The organism is Grimontia marina, from assembly GCF_900060185.1.
In the GTDB taxonomy this organism is placed as follows: Bacteria; Pseudomonadota; Gammaproteobacteria; order Enterobacterales; family Vibrionaceae; genus Enterovibrio; species Enterovibrio marinus.
In genome coordinates this window covers 15,869-41,418 of the sequence record NZ_FIZY01000022.1, presented here as the reverse complement: position 1 = coordinate 41,418, position 25,550 = coordinate 15,869, and the positions used below count along the sequence as shown (strand labels likewise).

The 25,550-nt window shown below is 50.5% G+C and carries 26 protein-coding genes; 8 read left to right on the top strand and 18 right to left on the bottom strand.

What is annotated here, in order from left to right:
• Nucleotides 1-119 precede the first annotated feature (119 nt).
• Nucleotides 120-530, top strand: coding sequence for a Zn(2+)-responsive transcriptional regulator (gene zntR / locus GMA8713_RS12785; protein ID WP_062710290.1), 411 nt, complete (start codon nt 120-122; stop codon nt 528-530).
• Between the two features lie 58 nt (nt 531-588).
• Here zntR and tpx read toward each other — a convergent pair whose 3' ends face one another.
• Nucleotides 589-1,092 (bottom strand): thiol peroxidase, encoded by a 504-nt coding sequence (gene tpx / locus GMA8713_RS12780; protein ID WP_062710286.1) that lies wholly within the window; start codon nt 1,090-1,092, stop codon nt 589-591.
• A gap of 256 nt (nt 1,093-1,348) precedes the next feature.
• On the opposite strand from tpx, the gene ppnP reads away from it, so the two are divergent.
• Both ppnP and GMA8713_RS12770 read left to right on the top strand, forming a co-directional pair.
• Entirely contained in the window at nt 1,349-1,627 is a 279-nt protein-coding gene (gene ppnP / locus GMA8713_RS12775; protein ID WP_062710283.1) for a pyrimidine/purine nucleoside phosphorylase, read from the top strand.
• Nucleotides 1,628-1,762: 135 nt separating this feature from the next.
• Entirely contained in the window at nt 1,763-2,068 is a 306-nt protein-coding gene (locus GMA8713_RS12770) for a carboxymuconolactone decarboxylase family protein (protein ID WP_062710280.1), read from the top strand.
• Nucleotides 2,069-2,125: 57 nt separating this feature from the next.
• On the opposite strand, the gene GMA8713_RS12765 is transcribed toward GMA8713_RS12770, so the two are convergent.
• The 9 genes from GMA8713_RS12765 to aroQ all read right to left on the bottom strand — a co-directional run bounded on the left by GMA8713_RS12765 (nt 2,126) and on the right by aroQ (nt 10,260).
• Nucleotides 2,126-3,280, bottom strand: a complete 1,155-nt coding sequence (locus GMA8713_RS12765; protein WP_062710277.1) for a glycosyltransferase family 4 protein — start codon at nt 3,278-3,280, stop codon at nt 2,126-2,128.
• 182 nt (nt 3,281-3,462) lie between these two features.
• The gene (gene fis / locus GMA8713_RS12760; RefSeq protein ID WP_002542007.1) at nt 3,463-3,759 is read right to left on the bottom strand and encodes a DNA-binding transcriptional regulator Fis; all 297 of its coding nucleotides are present in this window, start codon (nt 3,757-3,759) and stop codon (nt 3,463-3,465) included.
• A gap of 22 nt (nt 3,760-3,781) precedes the next feature.
• On the bottom strand, nt 3,782-4,747 hold the full coding sequence (gene dusB, locus GMA8713_RS12755; RefSeq protein WP_198159502.1) for a tRNA dihydrouridine synthase DusB: 966 nt from the start codon (nt 4,745-4,747) through the stop codon (nt 3,782-3,784).
• A gap of 147 nt (nt 4,748-4,894) precedes the next feature.
• Nucleotides 4,895-5,779: a 50S ribosomal protein L11 methyltransferase gene (prmA, locus tag GMA8713_RS12750; protein WP_062710271.1), complete on the bottom strand. Its 885-nt coding sequence runs from the start codon at nt 5,777-5,779 to the stop codon at nt 4,895-4,897.
• Between the two features lie 294 nt (nt 5,780-6,073).
• The gene (gene panF, locus GMA8713_RS12745) at nt 6,074-7,528 is read right to left on the bottom strand and encodes a sodium/pantothenate symporter (RefSeq protein ID WP_062710268.1); all 1,455 of its coding nucleotides are present in this window, start codon (nt 7,526-7,528) and stop codon (nt 6,074-6,076) included.
• A complete protein-coding gene (locus GMA8713_RS12740) occupies nt 7,521-7,802 on the bottom strand; it encodes a YhdT family protein (protein WP_062710265.1) in 282 nt (93 codons plus the stop codon). Before GMA8713_RS12740 ends, panF begins: the two co-directional genes overlap by 8 nt.
• Before the next feature lie 152 nt (nt 7,803-7,954).
• Entirely contained in the window at nt 7,955-9,301 is a 1,347-nt protein-coding gene (accC, locus tag GMA8713_RS12735) for an acetyl-CoA carboxylase biotin carboxylase subunit (protein ID WP_062710262.1), read from the bottom strand.
• A 12-nt stretch (nt 9,302-9,313) separates the two neighbouring features.
• Nucleotides 9,314-9,778, bottom strand: a complete 465-nt coding sequence (gene accB, locus GMA8713_RS12730) for an acetyl-CoA carboxylase biotin carboxyl carrier protein (RefSeq protein ID WP_062710259.1) — start codon at nt 9,776-9,778, stop codon at nt 9,314-9,316.
• A 26-nt stretch (nt 9,779-9,804) separates the two neighbouring features.
• The gene (gene aroQ / locus GMA8713_RS12725; protein WP_062710384.1) at nt 9,805-10,260 is read right to left on the bottom strand and encodes a type II 3-dehydroquinate dehydratase; all 456 of its coding nucleotides are present in this window, start codon (nt 10,258-10,260) and stop codon (nt 9,805-9,807) included.
• A gap of 639 nt (nt 10,261-10,899) precedes the next feature.
• Between aroQ and GMA8713_RS12720 the strand changes: the two genes are divergently transcribed.
• Nucleotides 10,900-11,460: a cytochrome b gene (locus tag GMA8713_RS12720; protein WP_046303622.1), complete on the top strand. Its 561-nt coding sequence runs from the start codon at nt 10,900-10,902 to the stop codon at nt 11,458-11,460.
• Nucleotides 11,461-11,487: 27 nt separating this feature from the next.
• Here GMA8713_RS12720 and acs read toward each other — a convergent pair whose 3' ends face one another.
• From acs to GMA8713_RS12705, 3 genes are all read right to left on the bottom strand, one after another.
• Nucleotides 11,488-13,437, bottom strand: a complete 1,950-nt coding sequence (acs, locus tag GMA8713_RS12715; protein WP_062710256.1) for an acetate--CoA ligase — start codon at nt 13,435-13,437, stop codon at nt 11,488-11,490.
• A gap of 236 nt (nt 13,438-13,673) precedes the next feature.
• Complete coding sequence (locus tag GMA8713_RS12710; protein WP_062710253.1) at nt 13,674-14,294, bottom strand: 3'-5' exonuclease; 621 nt, start codon at nt 14,292-14,294, stop codon at nt 13,674-13,676.
• 1 nt (nt 14,295) lies between these two features.
• Nucleotides 14,296-16,098: a DUF294 nucleotidyltransferase-like domain-containing protein gene (locus GMA8713_RS12705; RefSeq protein ID WP_062710250.1), complete on the bottom strand. Its 1,803-nt coding sequence runs from the start codon at nt 16,096-16,098 to the stop codon at nt 14,296-14,298.
• Between the two features lie 183 nt (nt 16,099-16,281).
• On the opposite strand from GMA8713_RS12705, the gene GMA8713_RS28120 reads away from it, so the two are divergent.
• The 4 genes from GMA8713_RS28120 (at nt 16,282) to GMA8713_RS12690 (ending at nt 21,223) form a co-directional block, all read left to right on the top strand.
• Nucleotides 16,282-16,527 (top strand): MFS transporter, encoded by a 246-nt coding sequence (locus GMA8713_RS28120; protein ID WP_157515602.1) that lies wholly within the window; start codon nt 16,282-16,284, stop codon nt 16,525-16,527.
• On the top strand, nt 16,494-17,447 hold the full coding sequence (locus GMA8713_RS12700) for a 3-phenylpropionate MFS transporter (protein WP_232314434.1): 954 nt from the start codon (nt 16,494-16,496) through the stop codon (nt 17,445-17,447). The genes GMA8713_RS28120 and GMA8713_RS12700 overlap by 34 nt, the downstream gene beginning before the upstream one ends.
• Before the next feature lie 109 nt (nt 17,448-17,556).
• The gene (locus GMA8713_RS12695) at nt 17,557-21,006 is read left to right on the top strand and encodes a PAS domain-containing hybrid sensor histidine kinase/response regulator (protein WP_062710247.1); all 3,450 of its coding nucleotides are present in this window, start codon (nt 17,557-17,559) and stop codon (nt 21,004-21,006) included.
• A 1-nt stretch (nt 21,007) separates the two neighbouring features.
• Nucleotides 21,008-21,223 (top strand): hypothetical protein, encoded by a 216-nt coding sequence (locus tag GMA8713_RS12690; RefSeq protein WP_062710244.1) that lies wholly within the window; start codon nt 21,008-21,010, stop codon nt 21,221-21,223.
• 30 nt (nt 21,224-21,253) lie between these two features.
• Here GMA8713_RS12690 and GMA8713_RS12685 read toward each other — a convergent pair whose 3' ends face one another.
• The 5 genes from GMA8713_RS12685 to GMA8713_RS12665 all read right to left on the bottom strand — a co-directional run bounded on the left by GMA8713_RS12685 (nt 21,254) and on the right by GMA8713_RS12665 (nt 25,498).
• Nucleotides 21,254-21,745 carry a hypothetical protein gene (locus GMA8713_RS12685; RefSeq protein WP_062710241.1) on the bottom strand — a complete coding sequence of 164 codons (492 nt, stop codon included), beginning with the start codon at nt 21,743-21,745 and terminating at the stop codon, nt 21,254-21,256.
• 138 nt (nt 21,746-21,883) lie between these two features.
• Complete coding sequence (locus GMA8713_RS12680) at nt 21,884-23,611, bottom strand: sodium:solute symporter family protein (protein ID WP_062710236.1); 1,728 nt, start codon at nt 23,609-23,611, stop codon at nt 21,884-21,886.
• A 12-nt stretch (nt 23,612-23,623) separates the two neighbouring features.
• On the bottom strand, nt 23,624-23,896 hold the full coding sequence (locus tag GMA8713_RS12675; RefSeq protein WP_062710233.1) for a DUF4212 domain-containing protein: 273 nt from the start codon (nt 23,894-23,896) through the stop codon (nt 23,624-23,626).
• A gap of 191 nt (nt 23,897-24,087) precedes the next feature.
• Complete coding sequence (locus GMA8713_RS12670) at nt 24,088-24,720, bottom strand: MarC family protein (protein ID WP_062710230.1); 633 nt, start codon at nt 24,718-24,720, stop codon at nt 24,088-24,090.
• A gap of 139 nt (nt 24,721-24,859) precedes the next feature.
• A complete protein-coding gene (locus GMA8713_RS12665; RefSeq protein ID WP_062710379.1) occupies nt 24,860-25,498 on the bottom strand; it encodes a response regulator transcription factor in 639 nt (212 codons plus the stop codon).
• Between the last annotated feature and the right edge of the window lie 52 nt (nt 25,499-25,550).

Sequence of the window (25,550 nt, the reverse complement as noted above, 5' to 3'; positions counted from 1 at the left end):
CTTTGCCAAATACCCGCTACGGCGAAGCCTTGATTGAATCGGCGCACATTCTAACCTAATTTATTGAAGCAATCGATTGCTTTTGTGGTTTTGTCACAAAAATACGCGAGAAGGGATCTATGAAGATGTTACAAATCGGGCAGTTAGCCAAACGCGCAGGCGTGTCAGGTGATACGCTGCGGTTTTACGAAAAAGTCGGCCTGTTGCAGCCAGCATCCCGAAGTGAAAGTGGTTACCGTCTTTATGATGAAGATGCAGTGTCTCGAGTGCACTTTATTATCAAAGGCAAACGCATTGGACTGACGTTGGAAGAGATTCAGGAACTGCTCGAAATCCGTTTAGAGGCCACCCAGCACAGCTGTGCAGAAGTAAAGGGCATTACCCAGAAAAAACTTGATGAACTGGACGAGAAAATCGCTGAGCTGACTGAGATCCGCGCTGCGCTAAAAAAGCTCAATGATGCTTGCTGTGGGCATGTGTATGATGATGCCAGCCACTGTTCGATTCTAGAGGCGTTAGCTTCGGAGTAAAAAGCTATAGAGGCGCGAGATGTAAAGAAGAAGGCACGCGGCCTTCTTCTGCTTTTTGTTACTGCGCCAACTCCGCGAGTACTGCTGCATAGTCGGGCTCGTCAGAAAGCTCATTCACCAGCTCAACATACAGCACGATACCTTCTTCATTGAGTACCACAACAGAACGAGCCGAAAGACCAACGAGTGGGCCTTCAGCTATTGCAACACCGTAATCTCTCATGAATGACGGATCACGGAACGTCGATGCATGCTGAACGTTTTTAAGCCCTTCCAGCTCGCAGAACCGGCTGGCAGCGAAAGGCAAGTCAGCAGAGATACAGACCACCTTGGTGTTTTTCATTGATGCCGCTTTCTCGTTGAAAGCGCGCACACTCGCAGCACAGGTAGGGGTATCAATACTTGGGAAAATATTCAGTACCACCTTACTGCCACGAAGATCTGCCAGAGTCAGCTCTGACAAGTCTCCGGCTGCAAGTGAAAAGTCCGGGGCGAGATCTCCGACCTTAGGTAAAGTGCCCAGCAGTGGTAAAGGTTCACCTTTGAAATGAGTTTGCGACATTATGCTCTCCTTAGTTTCACGTCGAATACCATATTGACTTTTATTGTGGCACATCAGGGTGCCAATACCATGCCCGAAAACGGGAATACGCTCAAAGCCCTTTCAGAGACCACTCATCCGTTAAATAGTATTTGGGAACGTGATAAGAGTGTGGTAGCGTCAGAGAAATCGAAAGGATAGGTACCCCGGCTACAGAGCCTTGAAATACAAGCATCTTGCTGTCGACTGGGTATATCACAAGTAATAAAGGACAAAGATGTTAAAGGTAAACGAATATTTTGATGGTGGCGTAAAGTCCATCAGCTTTGAAAACAAAGGCCCACTGAGCATTGGCGTGATGGAGGTGGGTGAATACACCTTCGGTACCGCGGCACCTGAGCGTATGCATGTCGTGAAAGGCGAATTGACGGTAAAGCTGCCAGGTAATATCGATTGGGAAACCTACGGTGCTGGCGATGACTTCGAAGTCCCGGGTGAATCATCATTCCAGGTGAAAGTTGCGCAAAATACCGCGTATTTCTGCGAATATCTGTAGCGATAAATAAAACCTTTCTGTTTTGTAAAATTAAACCTCGTGGTCACATCTTCCTCTCTGGCGTAACGTGTCTGGACATTCACACTGGCGAAATGTCTATAGGAACGTTCGCTCGTCGCTAGAAGGAGATGTGCCATGCACAAGATGGAAAACCTGAAGAAGCTATCTAAGCTAAAAGACCACGCTAAACCAACCACTGATGCCTTTTGGGCATATGACAACCTTGCACTCGCAGATGGTGTTATCCCTAAAAAATACAAAGAACTTATGGCTATTGCTGTTGGGTTAACGACTCAATGCGCCTATTGCATTGAAGCGCATAAGAATGCAGCTCTAAAAGCGGGAGCGACCGAAGAAGAGTTTGCTGAAGTTGTCTTACTAACAGCGGCTATTCGTGCCGGTGGAGCTTTAACGCACGGTACTCATTTGTTCGAGGACTAATGATGTCAGTGACGGACAAACTTTTTGGATAGGTTTGTCCGTCACTGAGATATCCGATTAAGAGAGGCTAGAAAGGTAAATACTCTCTAGCTTATCCGCATGCCCCTGCATGGAAAAATGCTCCAGCGCACGTTGATAGGCATTGGCAGCGTTTGATGCACGCAATGACTCGTCATCCAGATAGCGTTTGAGCCCTGCAGCGATTGATTCGGCATCCTGTGGTGTGCAGTACACACCGGTTTCTTCAAGAATTTCTGGTAGTGCACCTGTGTTGGATACCAATAAAGCACAGTGTTGCGCCATGGCTTCAATGGCCGTCAGACCAAATGCCTCGTTCCAATACGGCAGACAGACAATTTGAATTTCCTCCAACAGGGTAGGTACGTTTTTGCGGTAACCCGCCAGGTGCACCCGATCAGCAAAAAGAGAGGCTTTCACCTTTTCCTGCAGTTGGTTTGAAAAGGCTTCGTCTGCGCCCTCATCGGGGTTCAGTCCACCAATCAGCACTAAATGGGCGTTCGGGTAATCGGCCGCGATAAGCTCAAAGCCTGCCAGCAAATCGGCCTGACCTTTACCATCACAAATCCGCCCAACGGAGCCGATAAAAGTGGTGTTATGCGGCAGACCATATTCATCAGCTAACAGGTGAGGGCGATTGTCTTCGCTAAACTGCTTTTGCTCGATGTAGGTGCCAAGCCACAGTCTCTCGATTTTACTTTCTGCTACGGGCAGTGCCTTGATATTACGCTGATAGGTTTCATTACTGATAGACAGTACCTGATCCACGTGTCGGTAAACCCAGCGGTGATAGATGTCTTTTTTAGGGCGTTTCACACCCATGTGTTCGGTAAACAGGGTGTAGCGACGGGTCAGCATGTTTAGAAGTGCAGAAATCAGGATGTCGCCTGATTTGTGGCAATGCACAATCTGCACATTGTTCGCTTTTAGCCATTTATTGAGGCTGAAGAGTGTTGGGCCGAAAAGGGCAGCTTTCTTCGGTACGGTAAAAACGTCCATGCCGGCATCTTTCATCGCGTTGGCTACACGGGAGTTTTCCGAAGCAAGACCAAACACACGATAACCTTTATCGATAAACTCTTTGCCCATGCGTGATGGGTACATTTCCAGGCCGCCCCAGCCCGTTGACAGGCAAATATGCAAAATGCCCGGTTTGTTGTCTGCGGTGCTAGTTGAGGCGTTAGCCTGAGCCATGGTGTTCTCCCGAAAAAGTCTATCGTGCGGCTGGATAAAAAGCTGCAAAGTCAGCAGGGAGTATATATCCAAACAACCTGAAGATGCATCAGAGGGGCAGTGCGATTATGTGCGGGGGCTGAAAACATAAAAGCCAGACTTCGCAGCCTGGCTTTTACTGAAAACTGTTAAGTTAGCGGAACTTAGTTCATGCCGTACTTTTTCAGTTTCTTACGCAGAGTACCACGGTTGATACCCATCATGGTTGCTGCGCGGGTTTGGTTACCGCGAGTGTATTGCATGATGGTGTCCAGCAGTGGTTGCTCAACTTCTGCCAGTACCAGCTCGTACAGGTCATTGACTTCCTGGCCATTCAACTGCGCTAGGTAGTTTTTCAGGGAGGCTTTTACTGAGTCACGCAGTGGCTTCTGGGTGATTTGATCTTGTGAAGTCACAGTAGTCACTGTCAATGCTTCTGAAGTCAGGTTTTGTTCGAACATACTCTGTCAGCTCTTCTCGTATTTATGCAACGTTTTCGAAGTAATCTTGCAGCGCATCGATCTGCTCTTGAGCGTCTTCGATTGCGTTGAAAGTCTGGCGAAAATCGCCAATTTGGTCATGTTCTTTCAGGTACCAGCTCACGTGCTTACGCGCGATACGCAGTCCTTTTAGCTCACCATAAAACTGGTGAAGCCCCTGAACATGGCCCAACAAAATTGCTTTTACCTCTTCCATCGGTGGCGCATCGAGTGCTTCACCCGTGGCAAGGTAATGTTGGATTTCACGGAAAATCCAAGGACGCCCTTGTGCGGGGCGGCCAATCATCAAGGCATCAGCACCTGTGTAATCGAGCACAAATTTGGCTTTCTGAGGCGAATCGATATCCCCGTTGGCAATAACCGGGATAGAGATAGCCTCTTTGACCGCTCTGATGCTGTCGTACTCAGCTTCCCCTTTATACATGCAAGCGCGTGTGCGGCCGTGAAGGGCCAACGCCTGAATGCCACAGTCTTCGGCCATTTTGGCGATCTGGACACAGTTCTTGTTGTCCGGATCCCAGCCTGTCCGGGTTTTCAGCGTGACGGGAACGTCTACTGCTGAAACCACTGCTTTCAGGATCTGCTCAATGATATCCGGTCGAGTCAGCAATGCTGAACCAGCCAGTTTCTTATTGACCTTCTTTACCGGGCAGCCCATGTTGATGTCGACGATTTGCGCGCCGTTTTCAACACAGAAGCGTGCGGCATCTGCCATCAGTGCTGGCTCAGCGCCAGCGATCTGAACAGAACGGATCCCCTTTTCATCGAGATGAACCATCCGGTTTTTAGATTTGGCTGTGTGCCACATCGCCGGATTGGAAGACATCATTTCACTGACCGCCATGCCAGCCCCATAGCGCAAACAAAGTTCGCGGAAAGGTCTGTCAGTCACGCCTGCCATAGGCGCCACGATAAGTTGGTTTTCCAGTTTGTATGGTCCGATCTGCAAGGGTATACCTTCTATGTCAGCAAGGGCGCGCATTTTACGCATTTTTTCCTGCTCTGAAAAGGCCAATATTTGAGCGTTTTGCCTTGATTTTTTAAAAATCCAGATAATTCAATTTTTTAGTACAAAAATTGTTCAATTATCACTGGGTTAGGCTCTGTGCGCAGTGATGCGGCACCATTCCTCTTTTTCGACAATCGCGTCAACCCTGAGTTCATCGCGGTAACAGTCGGCAACAGACTCAGCCTGACTATCCAATACACCGGACATCGCCAGTACACCTTGCGGTGCGATCAGACTTTTGATGATTGGAGAAAGCTCGCGAAGTGGACCTGCCAGAATGTTGGCAACCACAACTTCTGCTTGCAGGCTCTCTGGTTGATCTTGAGGCAGGTAAAGCTCAAGGCGATCTGCGACGCCATTGCGCTCTGCATTGGCTTTAGATGCTTGCAGTGCTTGTGGGTCGATATCAATACCGATGACCTTCTCTGCGCCTAGCAGAAGCGCTGCCAGCGACAAAATGCCTGATCCACAACCGAAGTCGATCACTGTTTTGCCAGACAAGTCCAGACCATCCAGCCACTCCAGGCAAAGTGCTGTGGTTGGGTGAGTACCGGTACCGAATGCAAGGCCAGGATCAAGCATGATGTTAACGGCATCAGGCTCCGGTGCATCGCACCAGCTTGGGCAAACCCAAAGACGCTGACCAAAACGCATCGGCTTGAAGTTATCCATCCAAGCGCGTTCCCAGTCTTTGTCTTCCAACTGTTCAATTTTGTGCGTGAAGTTTTCATCCAGCAGCGGGCTGTTTTTGAGGATAGCCACTACTGCATTCATGTCGGTTTCTGCGTCATATAGTGCGACGATGTCGGTTTCGCCCCACAGACGGGTTTCTCCCGGCATAGGTTCAAACACCGGGGTGTCTTTGGCATCAAGGAAAGTGACTGACAACGCACCGGCTTCTTCCATCAGCATGTCACCAATGGCTTCAGCCGTTTCTGCGGTTGCGTTCAGTTTGATTTGAATCCAAGGCATGGTTTCTTCACTTCTTCGTTTAATGACGATTTTAAGGCGCGGAGTCTAGCATAAAAAGTAGTCAGACCGCATAGCCTAAGGGTCTGTTGATCTTTGGTGATGATTTTTGCAGCAGTTTGTGGGGGTTTTATGCTTTGTTGAGGTGTATTTGCTTAGAATAACTAGGCGGCACACACCTCGCCGCGCCTAAAACGCTTAGAGCTAGAACAAAATTTAACCACCAAAGGTCAGCAGACCCTAGCACTGCAGGGTCAAGAAAGGAAGAAAAAGGGCAGCGAATGCTGCCCTGAGGAGTTATGCGGTTGCTGGGTGCGCCTTCCTGTATTGCAGGCTGCTAACAAGCAGGAAGGCAAACAGACTGATGGCTAGTGAAGGCACAATGGCGTGTACACCGCTCATGTCCGGTTTAAAGGTCGAAAGCGCGGCATAGCTACCAAGGCCTGCAATCATAGATGCTAACGCACCTGAAGCGGTGGCTTTCTTCCAGTAAAGGCCAAGCACCAACGGCCACAGGAACACCGCCTGCATACCGCCAAAGGCGAGCAGGTTCAGCCAGATGATCATGTCGGGCGGGTTGGTGGCTGCGATGAACACCAGTAGTGAGAAGATACCTGTTACCCACAAAGAGAGTGTCGGCAGTTTGCTCTCTGCATCCGGTGCTTTGGCGGCATTAGGATTGATGTAGTTGAGATACAAGTCCTTCAGCAGCGTCGCAGAAGCCTGAATGAGCTGTGAGTCGATGGTCGACATAATCGCCGCCATTGGGCCTGCCAGAAACACACCGGCAACGACTGGGGGTAAAACCGTCATCATCAGGGTCGGCATGATCTGATCCGGGTTATCAATTTCCGGCACAATGGAACGGCCCAGTGCTCCTGCCAAATGCATGCCCAGCATCAGCAGGGCTACCATAGCAGTGCTGATCACCATGCCTTTATGCAGCGATTTACTGGATTTGTAAGACATGCAACGTACCGCTGCATGAGGAAGGCCAATCACACCGAAACAGACCAATACCCAGAAGCTCAACATAAACGGCTCTGACAGGAAGTGATTAGGCCCGTAAGGCGTAACCAGTGCAGGGTCGATAGCGTGAAGGTCGGTGATCATCTCTCCCAGACTGCCACCGGCGTGGATGATGCCAACCAGCAACGCAATAGTGCCGATGATCATCATGATGCCCTGCACGGTGTCGGTCATGACTACAGCGCGAAATCCGCCGATGGTGGTGTAAACGCCCACCGTAAAGGCAAACAGCATCAGGCCGTGGGTATAGGAAAGCCCGGTGACAGTCTGCAGCAAGCGTGCACCACCAACGAACTGAACCACCATGGTGCCGAAAAAGGCCAGTAATAAAGCGAGAGAGGCGAAAATCACCACAGCGCGGTTTTTGTAGCGCGCATAGAGCATGTCATTCAGGGTGAGCGCATTGTGGCGACGAGACTCAATAGCGAACTTCTTCCCGAGTACCCCAAGCGTCAGCCATGCAGCAGGTAACTGGATCATCGCCAGCAGCACCCATCCTAGCCCCATTTTGTATGCCGCACCGGGCCCACCGATAAATGAACTCGCACTGGCGTAGGTAGCCGCGAGAGTCATCGCCAGCACAAACCCGCCCATGCTTCGGCTGCCAAGTAGGTATTCATTCAGGAACCCGCCGCTGCGATCTCCTTGTTTGCGCGAATAAATGGCCAGCGCAAACACGGCAACCAGATACAACGCCATCGGGATAAGAAGCTGACTATTCATCGGACGCTTCCTCTTCGATGTCGAGTGGCATGTCTTTGTAGAGGAATTTCACCATCAATGCACACAGCAGGGTAAATAAAATGGGGCCGATAACGCAGGACAGCAAAAACCAAAGCGGCAAACCGAAATAGAGCGTCGGGGGAGTCTGTTCAATTCCTTCTGGGGCCAGACCATAGGCAAATCCGTACCACCATGCAAAATACGCGAGTGCGAGTGCAATCGCCCATTTGGCTTCCTTGTGAGCCTGGCGGTATCGGCTGCTAAGTGTCTTCATTAGAGCCTTCTTACTTAACGCGATAAGAGAGTGTTGATAAGGGGTCTATTGTGACAAAACCACGGAGAATGTGACAGATTTATACGTGCAGGGTTTGGGCGCGAAAAACAAAAAAGGCCGCGTAAACGCGACCTTTTGGCTTTGGCTCAGAATTACTTATGAATGCCCAGCTTCTTCTCCAGGTAGTGGATGTTTGCACCACCATGCTGGAAGTTCTCATCTTTCATGATTTCCAGCTGAAGAGGAATATTGGTTTTGATGCCATCAATGATGGTTTCCTGCAGGGCGTTACGCATACGCGCAATCGCCACGTCACGGTTTTCACCAAAGCAGATCAGTTTACCAATCATGGAATCATAGTGTGGTGGCACTGAATAGCCTGAGTACACATGAGATTCCCAACGCACACCCATGCCGCCTGGCGCATGGAAGCGATCGATTTTACCTGGGCTTGGCAGGAAGCACTCTGGGTCTTCCGCGTTGATACGACACTCAATCGCGTGGCCGCGGATTTGGATGTCATCTTGCGTGAATGACAGAGGCTGGCCAGCGGCAATGCGAAGCTGTTCTTTGATCAGGTCAACGCCGGTTACCATTTCGGTCACAGGGTGTTCAACCTGAATACGGGTGTTCATCTCAATGAAGTAGAACTCACCGTTTTCGTACAGGAACTCAAACGTACCTGCACCGCGGTAGCCGATTTCCAGACACGCGCGGCAACAACGTTCACCGATGTACTTGCGCATTTCAGCAGTGATACCCGGCGCTGGCGCTTCTTCAACAACCTTCTGGTGACGGCGCTGCATCGAACAGTCACGCTCACCTAAGTGAATCGCACCGCCCTGACCATCAGCCAGAACCTGCACTTCAACGTGGCGTGGGTTTTCCAGGAATTTCTCCATGTAAACCATGTCATTGTTGAAGGCAGCTTTTGCTTCTGCGCGGGTCATGGCGATAGCGTCAGTCAGTTCAGCTTCAGAGCGAACCACACGCATACCGCGACCACCACCACCACCGGATGCTTTGATGATCACAGGGTAGCCGATGCGTTTTGCGAAAGCCTTGTTCTTAGACTCGTCGTCGTCAAGTGGACCATCAGAACCTGGTACACAAGGTACACCCGCTTTTTTCATCGCGTTGATGGCAGATACTTTGTCACCCATCAGGCGGATAGTTTCAGCGCGAGGACCAACGAAAATGAAGCCTGATTGTTCTACCTGCTCTGCAAAATCTGCATTCTCTGAAAGGAAGCCGTAACCTGGGTGGATAGCCACCGCACCAGTCACTTCTGCAGCACTGATAATGCGTGGGATGTTCAGGTAACTTTCAACGCTTGATGCAGGACCGATACAGATAGATTCGTCTGCCAGCAATACGTGCTTCAGATCGCGATCGGCGGTGGAGTGAACGGCAACCGTTTTGATGCCGAGCTCTTTACACGCACGAAGGATGCGAAGCGCAATTTCACCGCGGTTAGCGATGACAATTTTATCTAACATAGCTGTCCTCGATTACTCGATGATGACCAGAGCTTGGTCAAACTCTACTGCTTGGCCGTCTTCACACAGGATAGCTTTCACTACGCCCGCTTTGTCTGCTTGGATTTGGTTCATCATTTTCATCGCTTCAACGATGCAAAGGGTATCGCCAACGTTGACTGATTGACCCACTTCAACGAAAGACTTCGCTTCTGGGCTTGGAGAGCGGTAGAAAGTACCCACCATTGGAGATAGAACCTTGTGACCCGGAACTTCTGCTTCAGCTGCTGGTGCTTCTGCTGCTGCCGGAGCCGCCGCAGGAGCTGCTGGTGCCGCTACTGGAGCAGGAGCCGCTGCGGGTGCTGCGTAAACCTGAGTGGCAACTGGCGCGGTTGCGCGGCTGATGCGTACTGATTCTTCACCTTCAGAGATTTCCAGCTCAGCGATGCCAGATTCTTCAACAAGCTCAATCAGTTTTTTGATTTTACGAATATCCATGATGTCTATCTCTTTGAAATTATTGTTCAGTTGTTCTCTGCTTGCAGACGCTTGGCGACTGCACGTAGAGCAAATTCATAACCGTCAGCGCCCAGCCCGACAATCACGCCTTCTGCTTTATCAGAGAAGTAAGAGTGATGGCGAAATGGCTCACGGGCGTAAACGTTTGAAAGGTGCACCTCAATAAAGGGAATGCCGACAGCGAGAAGGGCATCTCGCAACGCCACGCTGGTGTGCGTGAACGCGGCTGGATTGATAATGATGAAATCAACCTTTCCCATGGCCTGATGGAGGGTATCAATCAGGACGTGCTCCGCATTGGATTGCACGTGTTCAAGTTGGATATTGAAAGATGCTGCGAGTGTCGTCAGATCGGCGACGATCTGATCTAACGATTGCTGTCCGTAATGGCCTGGTTCGCGAACCCCAAGCATGTTCAGGTTCGGACCATTGATAAGTAAAACTTTGCGATTTGTCGTCATATTGATCGCTTTGTTCCTGTTCTTGTTGCGAAAAGGCGTTAACTTCTGCTTTTCAGCACCCAAGGGTGCGAGAACCTGAAAAATGGCACTCCGGCCATCTGCTGATTCGCAATTATAGAGAATTCACCGCAAATGGCAGCAAAATACTGGTCTTATCAGACAAAATCTGACAATCCAGCATACAGATTACGCAGATATGACAGACATTTCGTGGCAGTAGTTCACGAAATGACCAGTTAGGAGGGTGAATCTGTTAGGCAGATCTCATCCGGCGTTTTAAACGCACTGTTTTGCGCCACTCATCTTACCGACCTCTTTGGCGCTCCTTTTGTCTAATTATTGAGACATTAAATCGAAACGGCTTATGGATGAAATAGTTAGTCAAGGTGAGCAGTCAGGCTCAATTTTCATGCCATATAATCCACTGTTTTTTATTTCTGGCTCAATGTAGCGGGGTTTTAGGTTTTTAAATGGAATGGCGTTCTGTTTACGGAAGCGATACCGCACTATCTAAAAACTAATCAACCAGGCGCTCAAAAAATGATTCACGTGTACGATAATTAAGGCATTGAGGTGCTGTAACACCTCGCTTTAGCAAGCGTCATTGGGTGCGAGCCCCAAGATTATTGGGAGGGGAATATGATTCAGAAGCGCTATGACTCATTGAGTCGACTGTTACATTGGAGTATGGCGGCCATCATCATCTATACGACGGTGGCGGGTTATGTCATGCATTTGGTGGTGGGGACGAAGGCGTTTGATGTGCTATCCGTGCTGAACATGTCATTTGCAACGATAGGTACTGTCTTGTTCATCATGCGATGGGTTTGGAGTTATTTTCGCCCAAAGGTTGAGTCGGTTAACTCAACGACTACGTTTGAAAAAAACATCGCCAAGTTCATCCACAGTGTTATCTACCTTTTAATGTTCTTAGTGTTTGTTTCCGGATATTTGATGCTCAAAGAGCCTTACTGGTTCTTCTGGCTGGTGAAGATACCTAATCCGGTCACTGATATGGTCATTAATGATTTCTTCTTCTTTGTTCACCGGGCAAGCTGTGCGGTGTTGGGGATTGTCGTGGTCATGCACATCGGTGCCGCTTTGTATCACCAGTTCTGGCTGCGCGATAACCTGTTAGCGCGATTGATGCCACCCAAGCCTGTGGTCATGCATTTCAGCCAAAAAAAGGGCCGCGTATAGCGGCCCTTCGGGATCAAAGCTTGGTGGTTATACCACGCTGGATTTCTCTGCGATAAGTTTGTCGACCACGCTTGGGTCCGCCAGGGTAGAAGTGTCACCCAAGCTACCAGTATCGCCGGTTGCAATCTTACGCAGGATACGACGCATGATTTTTCCTGAGCGGGTTTTCGGCAGTGCGTCTGTCCAGTGGATGAAATCTGGTGTTGCGATAGGACCGATTTCCTTACGTACCCAGTCTTTCACTTCTTTGGTCAATTCAGCACTTGGCACTTCACCTGAATTAAGCGTGATGTAGGCATAGATAGCCTGACCTTTGATGTCGTGTGGAACACCAACAATTGCCGCTTCTGCAATCTTGTCGAATGCCACGAGTGCTGATTCGATTTCTGCAGTACCCATGCGGTGACCGGAAACGTTCAGTACGTCATCTACACGGCCTGTGATCCAGTAGTAACCGTCTTCATCACGACGTGCACCGTCACCAGTGAAGTACATGCCTTTGAAGGTTGAGAAGTAAGTCTGCTCGAAACGCTCGTGGTCACCGTTAACGGTACGCATCTGGCCCGGCCAAGAATCCAGCATGACCAGGTTACCTTCGGTCGCGCCTTCGATGATGTTACCCATGTTATCAACCAGTGCAGGCTGAACACCGAAGAACGGACGAGTTGCCGAACCTGGCTTCAATGCGGTAGCGCCTGGCAATGGCGTGATCAGGATGCCGCCGGTTTCGGTTTGCCACCAGGTATCCACGATAGGACACTTGCTGTCGCCGATAGTCTTGTAGTACCACTCCCACGCTTCTGGGTTGATTGGCTCACCCACAGAACCCATGATGCGCAGTGAGTCACGCTTGGTGCCTTCAACCGCTTCGTTACCTTTCGCCATCAGGGCGCGGATTGCGGTTGGTGCGGTGTACAGAATGTTCACCTGATGCTTATCAACCACTTCGCTCATACGGGCAGTTGATGGGTAGTTAGGTACGCCTTCGAATAGGATGGTTTTGGCACCGTTCGCCAGTGGTCCGTAGATCAGGTAGCTGTGACCGGTGATCCAACCCACATCTGCGGTACACCAGAAGACTTCACCCTCCTGGTAGTCGAAGACGTACTTGAAGGTCATGGTCGCATAAACCAGGTAACCACCTGTGGTGTGAAGAACACCTTTTGGCGTACCGGTAGAGCCTGAGGTGTAAAGGATGAACAGTGGGTCTTCTGCGTTCATCTCTTCCGGTTCACAGTTATCAGACACGACTGCGGTTGCTTCATGCCACCATACATCACGGCAAGAATTCCACTCAACATTGTTACCAGTGCGTTGGTAAACCACCACTTTTTCAACTGAAGTGACTGATGGGTTTGCAAGCGCTGCATCTACGTTTTGTTTTAATGGTACTGCGCGGCCGCCACGTACACCTTCATCGGCAGTGACAACCACTTTCGCGTTTGAGTCGACGATACGACCAGCCAGTGCTTCTGGAGAGAAACCACCGAATACGATGGTGTGAACGGCACCGATGCGGGTACATGCCAGCATCGCAATCGCCGCTTCCATCACCATAGGCATGTAAAGACACACAACATCGCCTTTGCGCACGCCTTGGCCTTTCAGTGCATTAGCGAACTTACACACTTCAGTGTGCAGTTCTTTGTAAGTCAGGGTTTTGTCGTCATTTGGGTCATCGCCTTCCCAGATCAGGGCAACCTGATCACCTTTTGCTTCAAGGTGGCGGTCAATACAGTTGGCAGAAACGTTTAGCGTACCGTCCTCGAACCATCTGATGTCGACATGGCCGGTATCAAAAGAGGTATTTTTCACCTTAGTGAAAGGTTTGATCCAATCTACGATCTGGCCATTCTCACGCCAGAATCCTTCTGGGTTAACAACAGACTGCTGATACATCTCGCGGTAAGTGTCATTGTTTGCGTGCGCTTTGGCTTCGATTTCCGGCATTACCGGATGCAGGTGAACCTCACTCATTATCTTTCTCCTTGTGTTCCTGCGTGATGCTGTCTGGCATCGTCAAATATTCGACCACGACAAATTAGAATATAGGGTACGGTCTAACGGTCTTGTTCCATTAAGGTCGGATAGTTAGGGATTCTCGACAATTAGACTTTAGGATGAAGAGGCCGTTTTCTCTGGGTTTTGTGACCTTTCAACAGTCACAGTGAGGCGTCGCTCTCATTTACATGCAGCGGGTTGCGAGGAAATTATCAATAAGTGGGCATTGGTATATCACCGTACTTTAGTCGAACATAGATCAGCGCCGCACTAATGGCATCATCGAGCGCGTCATGCCGCCCGGAAAGGGGCAGGTCGAGGTGGTGTCCTATCGCCTCCATACTCAGGTCGTAATAGGCATTCGGCAGAATGTGTTCCAGCTTGCGACGGTATATATCACTCACTTCTATCGTGCGGTTAGGCAGTTTGAAGCCAAGATGCTTTTTGGCATAGCGGTCAAGGATTGCTTTGTCGTACTGGATGTAATACCCAACAATGGGGCGGTTACCAATAAACTCGATAAGTTTGAGCATGGCCTCTTTTTCCGTCACACCATCGCTCAGATCCTGGTGTCGGATGCCATGAATTTTTACCGACTGTGCGTTCAGAGAGCTGGGCGCGCGAAGGGAAATGGTCAAAGGCTCGCTGGTGACAATTTTATTGCCGCGGATTTTAGTCGCAGCGATAGTCACCAGTTCGGCTTTGTGTGGGTCCAGGCTGGTGGTTTCACAATCCAATGACACCAACTCTCCATCATTGGGAGCGGAAAATAGCGGTGCATACTCGCTGTTGCGCCACTTGTACCTGAGCCATAGCCTTTCCACCAGGTTCATGCTAGTCCCTTACCTGATAGTGCGAAGCCAGCCGTTCTTTGAACTTTTTCACCACGCCGAGGCAATCTCGCAGCAAATCCCGTTCTGTGCGTGAAAGCTGGGTGACGTCTAACTGGTTACCCGTGCTGGCATCACTGTCGAGCTGTTGTTTCAGGCGCACCTTCACGAAAAGCTTTAGCGCTTCAGAGAGGTTATTGGCGGTTTCCTGATCCAGTGCCTTGCATTCGACCAGCGCATCCAGTCTTTCAAAGGTGTTGGTCTCGGTGAGTCCTTTTTCCAGCGCCAAGGTGCGAACGCCATGCACCAGCGGGAAAATACCGCCTTTTTTGACATCTAAACCTTCTTTATCCGCCTTTAAGCTACCGAAAAGCGTGAGGGGAACAAGGAACGCAAGGCAGGGACGGACGAAGGTATTGAGCGTCAGCATGTTGTTTTTGAGCGTGGCATGGAGCTTTTCCATCACGGGTTCCAGTAACGCTTTGTTACCAGCTACCGCATGACTGTCTGCGATGATGGCCAGGTCCATCAGGGTGCGTTCGTCAGAAATTTTGCTCAGGGCGACCATTTCTTTCATCCACTCAGATAGGGTTTTCACCCAGCGCGGATTGTTAACCATGACATTGCCGGGGCAGGGCGGGTAGCCGAGACGACTCAGCACTTCACTGAATCTTTCCATGTAATGTTGAACGTCGGGCCAATCGGCATCGTCAGCGAGAATGAGTCCGTTATCCTGATCGGTTTTCAGTACCTGTTCACCACGACCCTCCGAGCCCATCACAAACAGGCAGCATTGATTGTGAAAGCTTTCTGGAATGGTGAGACGGAAGGCTTTTTCGATGATCTGTTCGTTGACAGCGGAAATCAGCTCCATGACAAACTGGGTGTGGATGCCGTTATTCGTGAGATTGGCGACGAGCTGATGTTGGTTATTGGCCGCGATCGCGAGTTCCTCAATCGAGTGCGCGCGGTTTATTTGGAGTGTGAGTACGTGAGAGTGCGTGGAAAAGAGACTCAGCACCTGAGTCATATCCAGCATGCCGACCGTCTCGCCATCTTCGGTGACGCGCACCCGTTTTACCCGGTCGCGGGTCATCAGGATCATCACGTTGAACAGGTACTCGCCCATCTCGACACTGATGACCGGAGAGGTGGCGACTTCACCGATGTGAGATGCTAAGGTGCAGCCATCCTCAACCAATGCGTGCAGCAAGTTGGTTCGGGTGATGATGCCGATATCGTGCGGCTTAGCTTCGAGGGCGACCAGTGCGCAGTCCTGACGCTCGCGGCGAAGATTCAATGTCGCTTCCCGAATCGAGGTGCCATGGGGCATGGTCATGATGGGCTGGATGTTGGTTTCATCCACCTGAGTCAGGATGAATTCGGCAAGGTTCTGCTGTTGTTGTGCCTTTTCCAGCATGCGTTTTCGTTTACTGAAACTGGTATTGAAGTAGTCAGCAAACGACTGGTTTTGGCCATAGAGTTCGAGAAACACCGCTTTTGGCAGCACATAACAAAGCGTGTCTTCTACCACGCGGTATCTGTGGTGCGCATGGCCTTTCAGTAGTGCACGGGCATCAAACAGATCGTCTTTAATATACTGCGCCTGCACTTCCTTGGTATCAGGGTTAACTTCCTGAACGCGTCCTTTGATGACGATATAAAGGGCATCATTGCCTTCCCCTTTTTCTATCAGTACATCACCGCGGCGGTAATAGGCGACATCCAATGAGGACAGCAGATGCTTGGCTTGCTTGGCATCAAGGCGGTCAAACGGGGGCGAGGAAGTGTCGAACGGTTCAGGCATGGTGGCAAACTCCGTGTTATTAACCACGCGCGCAGCGCGTCTTTGCAACTATCAGTGTGTCGCACGGCAATCCACCTTGCCAGCCGACTTTAGTCTATTAATCCATGCTAAGTTGAGACTGTAAGTTTGGATGAATCGCTGTCAAAATAGCCACCCTCGTTGCGGCAGAAAGGATGCGCCAGAATGAGTTACCTCCGTCCCACCCCTTACCATTGGCTATCTATCTATTACGGCGCCTACTTTTTTGCGTTCGGGGTTTATCTGCCTTTTTGGTCAGTATGGTTGGCATGGCTTGGCCTCTCTGCAGATGACATTGGCATTGTGTTGGGTGCGGGTGTGATGGCGCGATTTGTGGTGAACTTCACCCTAACCCCCGTTTTTACTTACCCGAGCATTTGCTTCCCGCTATTCGGTGGCTGTCATTTTTAGCCACAGTGATTGGTTTTCTGCATTTGATGGCAACGCCGGATTTACTATGGCTAACCGCGCTTTCTATTGCGATTAACAGCGTGATTGGGCCGTCCATTCCCGTTTCAGATGCATTAGCCAATCATTACAACCGAAGGGAACTGATTGATTATGGACGGGCGAGGCTCTGGGGCTCGCTGGCGTTTGTGGTGGGTTCCATGATGGCAGGAACGCTGGTGGAACGATTTGGTCCGCAAATCATTGTACCTCTCGCTGCCGGGGCATTACTGTTGACCTGGTGTTGGAGCCTGTCTTCGCCTCAGCAACTACCCGCGAAAGAAGGAACCCAAGCGATGGTTAGAACGCCATTGCTTCAGGTGCTTCGCGTGAAATCCGTGTTGGTGTTTCTTGCTATCGTCTCCTTCATTCAAGGCAGCCACGCTGCTTATTATGCATTCAGTGCGATTCATTGGACCCAGGCAAGCGTTTCCGATGTGATGGTGGGTTACCTGTGGAGCTTTGGCGTAGTGGTGGAAGTGATGATGTTTGCACTGGCCGCTAAGTTTTTCGGAAAATGGCAGGTGCAATCACTGTTTCGGCTGGCAGCGCTGGCGGTGATTCTGCGTTGGTGTTTGACGGCGTGGAGCACTGATCTCGGTGTGCTCTTTGCCGCGCAGTCACTCCATGGTCTGACTTTTGGTGTCGCCCATATTGCCTCGATGCGTTATATCCAACAGCAAGCGAGCGATAAAGTCATGGCACTGCAGGCGCTGTATAGCGCAATCCCTATGGGGGTGGTCATGGCACTTCTGACGGTCGTGAGCGGTGAACTCTACGAACAGTTAGGCGGAGACAGTTTCTACGCCATGGCGCTTCTTGGCTTGCCTGTTCTCCTTCTGACATTGAAAACCGACACTGCGGAAGAAGTAGTAAGGTCCTGAATTTGCGGTACGCATTTAGAGCTCGCTCACGGAGATAAAGTGGCGCGTTGTTGTACAACTGAGAGCATGGTAAACAGACTCTAGTTAAAAGTTTGTCATGGAAGGGATTATGTCGGCGGGATGGATAGTGGTGCCGGTGGCACTGGCATACCTGGGCGTTTTGTTTCTTATCGCCTGGTATGGAGATAGTCGACCGCGCTGGCTTCGTGGCTGGCGTCCTTGGATATACAGTCTTTCTATCGCAGTTTATTGTACCTCTTGGACCTTCTTTGGCACTGTCGGGCAGGCATCGAGTCAACCTTGGTCATTTCTGCCTATCTACCTTGCGCCCATTCTTGTCTTTACCATTGGCTGGCGGTTTCTCGCCCGGATTATTCTGATTGCCAAACGGGAACATATCACCTCGATTGCCGACTTTATTGCTGCCAGATACGGGAAATCCCAAGGCTTGGCGGTGATGGTGACCGTGATTGCGGTGGTCGGTATTCTGCCTTACATCGCCCTGCAGCTTCGCGGGATCACCATGGGGTTGGATGTGATTGCGCCGGATATTGGAGAGAGTGCTGGGCTCAATGAAGGGCAAATTGCCTGGCTGGTCTGCATGTCACTGGCGATGTTTACTGTCCTCTTTGGTACCCGTCATATTGATTCTACCGAGCACCACCGCGGCATGATGATGGCGGTGGCCTTTGAGTCCATCGTTAAGCTTGTGGCCTTTTTGGTTGTGGGCTTCTTTGCTGTGGGCTTGCTGCTGGATGCGCCAGGACCGCTACCGACACTGAAAGAAGCTAATGTCGTAGGTTCTCTGGATTGGGGGGCATTGCTGGTACATACTCTGCTGACCATGGCGGCAATTATCTGTTTACCCCGCCAGTTCCATACCATGGTGGTGGAAAATGCCCGTGCACAGGATTTGCACACCGCCCGCTGGGTTTTCCCGCTTTATCTGCTATTAATGGGCATTTTTGTTCTGCCATTAGCGTATGCAGGACAAGCTTTCCTGCCGGAAGTATCTGCTGAAACCCATGTTATCCAGCTTCCGCTATCCACCGGAAACGAGGGCATTGCGCTGCTGGCGTTTTTGGGTGGTGCATCGGCGGCAAGCGGTATGGTGATTGTTTCCACTATCGCCCTTGCTATCATGGTGTCGAACGATCTGGTTTTGCCACAACTGCTCCGCCGAATGCGGGTCTCCAACCGCAACTTTACCCAGTTCTCCGGCCTTTTGCTGAACGTGCGTCGCGCGCTGATTTTCCTGCTGCTCATTGGTGCCTGGGGCTTCTATCAACTGATCCTGGAAGTGCCGTCGCTCTCGGCGATTGGCTTCCTCTCCTTTGCTGCAATTGCCCAGTTCGCGCCGCCACTGGTTGCGGGAATTTACTGGCGTCAGGCCAATAAGAAAGGCGTGTATGCCGGGCTTTTCGCCGGTTTCATTGTCTGGCTGATGACCTTAATGATGCAGACGGGTATGTTGGCAGGTAACGAAGACACCAACCTGGTGCTTTGGATTCTGGCGCCGCCAGATATCCCGTTCTTCCAATCTTTAAGTCCGGTGAATTGGGGCATGATCCTGAGTGTGATGGTCAATACCTTCTGCTTTGTGCTGGTGTCGATGGCAACCCGGCCTTCACTCAGTGAGCGCTTGCAAGCAGCGAGTTTTGTAGGTACACCATTGCCTGAAGGGGACGATTCCAGCCTGTATCAAAGCCGTGTGACAGTAGCAGAGCTTGAAATGCTGGCGGCCCGCTTTGTTGGTCGTACCCGTATGCGCCAGACTTTCCGCGCTTTCGGTGAGCAGCGTGGCGAAGTCTTGTTGCCGCAGCAGCAGGCAAGCGCGGCGCTTATCCGCCATACCGAACGTGTATTGGCTGGTGTATTCGGTGCGTCTTCTGCCAAGCTGGTACTGACCTCCGCGTTGCAGGGCAGGAACATGCAGCTTGAGGAAATCGCCACCATTGTCGATGAAGCCTCCGAGCTTTTCGATTTCAGCAGGGGATTGCTCCAAGGCGCAATCGAGCACATCAGTCAGGGTATTTCCGTGGTAGATAAGCAGCTTCGGCTGGTGGCCTGGAACCAGCGTTATGTGGAGCTTTTTAACTTCCCGCCAGATTTGATTCAGGTCGGCAGACCGATTGCGGATGTGGTGCGCTACAACGCCGAGCGCGGTTTGTGTGGTCCGGGTGATATTGAAGAGCACGTGAAAAAGCGCGTTGGCTATTTGCGTAAGGGCTCGCCGCATACTTCATCACGTGTTCACCCTGATGGCCGTGTGATTGAGGTGCAGGGTAACCCAATGCCAGGTGGCGGGTTTGTCATGAGTTTTACCGACATCACCGCCTTCCGTGATGCGGAAGAAGCGTTGAAGCAATCCAATGAAACGCTGGAGGCAAGGGTTATTGAGCGCACAAAAGAGCTCGAAACCCTTAACCGACGCCTTATCAGTGCCACCGCCAAAGCCGAGCAGGCATCGCAATCGAAAAGCCGATTGCTTGCTGCGGTCAGTCACGACCTGATGCAACCGATGAATGCCGCACGCCTTTTTGCATCATCCCTGAATGAAATGGCCGAAGAAAAAGAGACCCAAAAAATGGCGGGTCACATCGAGAGTGCATTGGGTGCGGCAGAAGACCTTATCGGTGATTTGCTGGATATCTCCCGTATTGAGTCGGGCAAGATGAAAGCCAAAATTACCCACTTCGAGCTGGATGAAGTCTTCTCGACGCTGGCTGCAGAGTTTGGCGTGATTGCCAATGAGCAGGGTATCGATTATCGGGTTCAACACACCGGACTTCGAATTCGTTCTGACAGACGATTACTGCGCCGCGTATTACAGAATTTCCTCACCAATTCCTTCCGCTACAACCCTAATGGTCGGGTGCTGCTGGGCGTGCGTCGTCATGGTTCCCAGTGCCGAATTGAGGTATGGGATAACGGCCCAGGCATTCCGCAAGAGATGCAGCAGGATATCTTCAACGAATTTACCCGCATTGATCGCAAAGGTGCAGAGCTTGGACTGGGACTTGGATTGGCGATTGCCCGCGGGATCAGTCGTATTCTACATCAGCCTCTCAGCCTCCGCTCCTGGCCGGGAGAAGGGACGGTTTTTTCCATTACAGCCCGCATCGAATCAGCGCCTCAGGTTTGTGACACTGGCGTTGAGCGTGAAGAAAAGGGCAAAAATAGTGAGCCACTCTCTGGGGTTCGCGTGCTCTGTGTAGATAATGAAAAGGATATCCTCGCAGGCATGGAAAGTCTCCTGACGCGGTGGGGATGCCAAGTTGATGTGGCAGAAGACCTTGATGGTGTGGTTACGCTGATTGGACAAGGCCTGCGGCCTGATGCCATTCTCAGCGACTACCATCTGGCGCCAGAACTGACGGGGCTCGATGTTTTGCAACGTTGCCGGGTAATGCTGGGTGATGATTTCGTCGGTGCAGTGATCACTGCCGACAGAACACAAGAAACAAGAAATCTTGTGCGGGAACTGGGCTTTGGTTATATCGCCAAACCGGTGAAACCGCTGAAATTAAGAGCGCTGCTTCAACAAGGAGTGAGCTGATATGGAAGCGTTTACGATTCCAAGGCTGGATACTGAAGTGGGATTGGTACGGGTCGAAGGCACCTGGGTCCCATTGACCGGGGAAATCCAGCTTGTTGAGATTGATATGATGGGTACTGACGGTTGGGTAGACGTGACGTTTTGGCTGTCAGAGCAAGAGCATGAAGCGAGAGTGGCGGAAGTTCTTGCCGCCACCAAACTCTATCTTGTCACTTAATAAAACTGATTTGAGATATGCAGGAGTGGCTTATTGCTGCTCCTTATTAAGAAGGGTTTTGTACTCTACGAACACAGCGGTGGTTTCACCGTAATACAAGGTACCGTCTGATTTCACCACCAGATGGATTTCACTGTCTTCTGAGTTGGGGGCTGGCAGGTCTACCCACCATTCTTTAGCGTTTGTGCCATTAACATCCATATCGACCGGGTTTGAACGGTCACCTTCTTTCTGAATCAGGCTGATTTTTGCGCCTTCCAGCGGATATTCCGACGTCAGCTTTAACACCACCTCACTGTCAGACAGGCTTTCTGAACGCAGCTTGAGTTTGAAGTCGCCATTTTCCAGCGAGCAGATACCACTGGTGTATCGACAGTTTGAGTCAGCAGCGAGTTTATAGGTTTCCCCTTCCTTGGCAGCATGGGGCTTTTCGCTGACAGCCAAATCCACGCCAAAATAGGCAATCAAGGCCAGAATCGGTGCCACGAGCATGGCGGCAATTACGTGTTTGTTTTTTAACATGATAAAGAGTTCGCTTTCTTCCTTGGGCTAAGAGGTAACATACCATAGTGAGGTCGTCCTCTGAGGATAAAAAAAGCCCCTGAGCGGGGCTTTTTAGCGTTAACGTGACGCTCTTATCTAAGCGCTCAGCGTCAGTGATTAGTGGTCTTGCGCTTCGCCCGCCCCGCCAGGGATACGAACGTGTTCAACCAGATCTTTAACGTGTTGTGGAGTTTCAGCTGTTACGCGGGATACCGCGATAGCAACAATGAAGTTCACGAGCGCACCAATCGCACCGAATGCATTTGGCTCAATGCCCAGGAACCAGTTGCTGCCCCAGCTTTCCAGGTATTTCCAGTCAGCGATAAACAGGATGCCTTTGTGCTGGAAGACATAGAACAGTGTCACACTGATACCAGCAATCATACCGGCAATCGCACCTTCCTTGTTGATGGTCTTAGAGAAGATACCCATCATCAGTGCAGGGAAGATAGAGGAGGCGGCCAAGCCGAAGGCGAGGGCTACCGTGCCGGCTGCGAAGCCTGGTGGGTTTAGACCCAGGTAACCAGCAAAGGCAATCGCCACCGCCATCGCTATTCGGCTTGCCATGAGCTCGTTCTTCTCTGAAATATCAGGCCTGAAGACCCCTTTCAGCAAGTCATGGGACACCGCCGACGAGATAGCCAGGAGCAAACCTGCAGCTGTTGATAGTGCCGCTGCCAGACCACCCGCTGCAACCAGCGCGATAACCCAGTTTGGCAGTTTCGCGATTTCAGGGTTCGCCAGAACCATGATGTCACGGTCAACTTTCAGCTCATTCGTTGCTTTGTCAGAGGTGTAGTTGATCTTGCCGTCATTGTTCTTGTCATCAAAGCCAAGCAGACCCGTTTTTTCCCAGTTCTTAAACCAGTCAGGACGCTCGTCATACGCAAGGTGCTGGCCTGGTGCAGGGTTCACCGTATCCATTAGGTTCAGACGCGCCATTGCTGCAACGGCTGGTGCAGTGGTGTACAGAATCGCGATGAAGAACAGTGCCCAACCTGCAGAGATACGTGCATCACGTACTTTTGGTACTGTGAAGAAACGGATGATGACGTGTGGCAGACCTGCAGTACCGATCATCAGTGACATGGTGTAAACGAACATGTTAAGGGTGTCACCGCGGACTGATGTGGTGTATTCAGTGAACCCAAGTTCAGAGACCACCTGATCGAGCCGGTCAAGCAAATAGGTATCCGTGCCGGTCATGGTGCTGCCTAAGCCAATTTGTGGCAGAGGATGGCCAGTCAGTTGCAGCGAGATAAAGATGGCTGGAATGGTGTATGCCAGAATCAGGACACAGTACTGAGCAATCTGTGTATAGGTGATACCTTTCATTCCGCCAAGTACTGCGTATATGAATACGATCGCCATACCGATGTAAAGGCCTGTTGCGTAGTCAACTTCCAGGAAGCGACCAAATGCTACGCCCACCCCCTTCATCTGACCGATAACGTAAGTTACCGATGCGATGATCAGACAGATTACGGCTACCACACGTGCTGTGTTCGAGTAAAAACGCTCACCGATAAACTCTGGAACAGTAAACTTACCGAACTTACGCAGGTAAGGCGCAAGCAGCAGTGCCAGAAGTACGTAGCCGCCTGTCCAGCCCATCAGGAATACAGAACCGCCGTATCCCATAAAGCCAATCAGACCTGCCATTGAAATAAACGAAGCTGCAGACATCCAGTCCGCTGCCGTTGCCATGCCGTTTGCAACAGGGTTTACACCACCGCCTGCAACATAGAACTCTTTCGTTGAACCTGCGCGGGCCCAAATTGCGATCCCGATGTAGAGAACGAATGTGAAACCTACGACAAGGTAAGTAACGGTTTTCAAATCCATGACTACTGCTCCTTACTCGTCATCATCTACGCCAAACTCTTTATCGAGTTTGCGCATCTGAAAGGCGTAAACAAAAATGATGGCCAAGAAGGTATAAATTGACCCCTGTTGTGCGAACCAGAAGCCTAGCTTGTAGCCGCCGATACGAATTTCGTTGAGTTGATCAACAAATAGGATGCCGCATCCAAACGACACCACGAACCAAACGGCAAGTAGATAAATCATCAACCTGACGTTTTTTTGCCAATAGGCTTTGGCGTTATCTTGTTTCTGTTCCTCAGACATCACCATCTCCTTAAGTGACGAGTTAACGGATTGTTACGATTTGACAATAGCAGCCAAGGCACAAGGAGACACTGCAACTTTAGTCGATTGAAAAATGAGGCTAACCTCCTGCTATCAGGAGTTTTCTGTGATTTGACACAAGAAAGTGTTATGTTAATGAAATGTTAAGCTAGACCAAGGTCTAATAGGCTTTAGGCTAAGGTGTAAAAGTCGAGTATGCCTTGAAGCAAATTACTTGTTGCAACGGCTGCAAGGATGAGACCCATAACGCGGCTTATGATCGAAGCGCCCACGCGGCCGATGATTCGATGGATAAATCCAGCGCTGAAAAGCAGTAATAAAGTGACGATTAATACTAGTAGCATAAGGCCTGCGGTGACGACCTGTTCCATCACGGCGAAACGATGATTGTCGGTCAACATGACAATCGCCATCATTGCACCTGGCGAGGCAATCGAAGGGACCGCCAAAGGATATACCGCTGCTTCAGCCAGATCAGAATGTGAGAGTGAGTGACTGCATAGCTTGGTTTCCTGATCGGGTTTGCTCTCACCAAAGATCATACTCAAGGCAAACAGCAATAATACAAGTCCACCTGCCGCCTGAAAGGCCGGCAAAGGAATTTGCATGGCTTCCAGCAAAAACTGACCGGCAATCAAAAAGAACAGCAGTATCAGCGTTGCAATACCAACGGCTTTCAAAGCCACGATTCGCCGTTGCTTTTCAGACATATGACTGGTTTGTGATAGATAGACAGGGACTGAGCCAATAGGATCGATAACAGCCCATAGAACAACAAATTGGGTGATAAGTGCGCTTAACATGTTGGCCTCCTTGGAACCAAGAGAAGGTCAATCGGGGCTCGTCAGGGCAACGAGCCATGAGGCGTGATTGTACACGAGTTAACTGAACATCGCCTGAAAGGGATTGAGAAAATCTTCGAATTAGGTGTGCGGGGAGACGTTAAGCGTCTTGGTCCATTTGCTGCAAGAGAATGACCGCCTGAGTACGGTTTTTCACCCCGAGTTTACGGAAGATCGCGGTCATGTGCGCTTTGATAGTAGCCTCTGATACATCCAACTCGTAAGCAATCTGCTTGTTCAGCAGGCCATCATTGAGCATGTTGAGCACTTTGTATTGCTGTGGCGTGAGAGAAGAGATCTTATCCATCAGTGACTCTTCATCGCTGTCATCACTGAAATCGATACCGGCAGGGAAGCACGTCTCACCCTCAAGCACGTGATTGAGGCTGTTTATCAGCTCGCGCATGTCACTGGATTTCGGAATAAAACCAATCGCACCGTTGGCTTTTACTTGACGGACTACGCTGGCCTCTTCACTGGCTGAAATCACCACAATTGGAAGCTCTGGGTATTGGACGCGAAGGTGGATCAGACCGGACATTCCATTAGCGCCAGGCATTTTCAGATCCAACAGCAGCAAATCAATGTCGGGTTCTTTTTCCAGCAGGGCAGTCAGACTGTCTAGCGAGTCGGCTTCCAGCAAATTGGCACCACTGATCGCCATATGCACAGATTGGAACAGTGCATTGCGAAACAAAGGGTGGTCGTCAGCGATGACAATGGTGTATTGAGCTTCCATGGCGATTTCGTTCATACCTCTTTAACAAAAACGCTAACATCGGGGTGGTGAT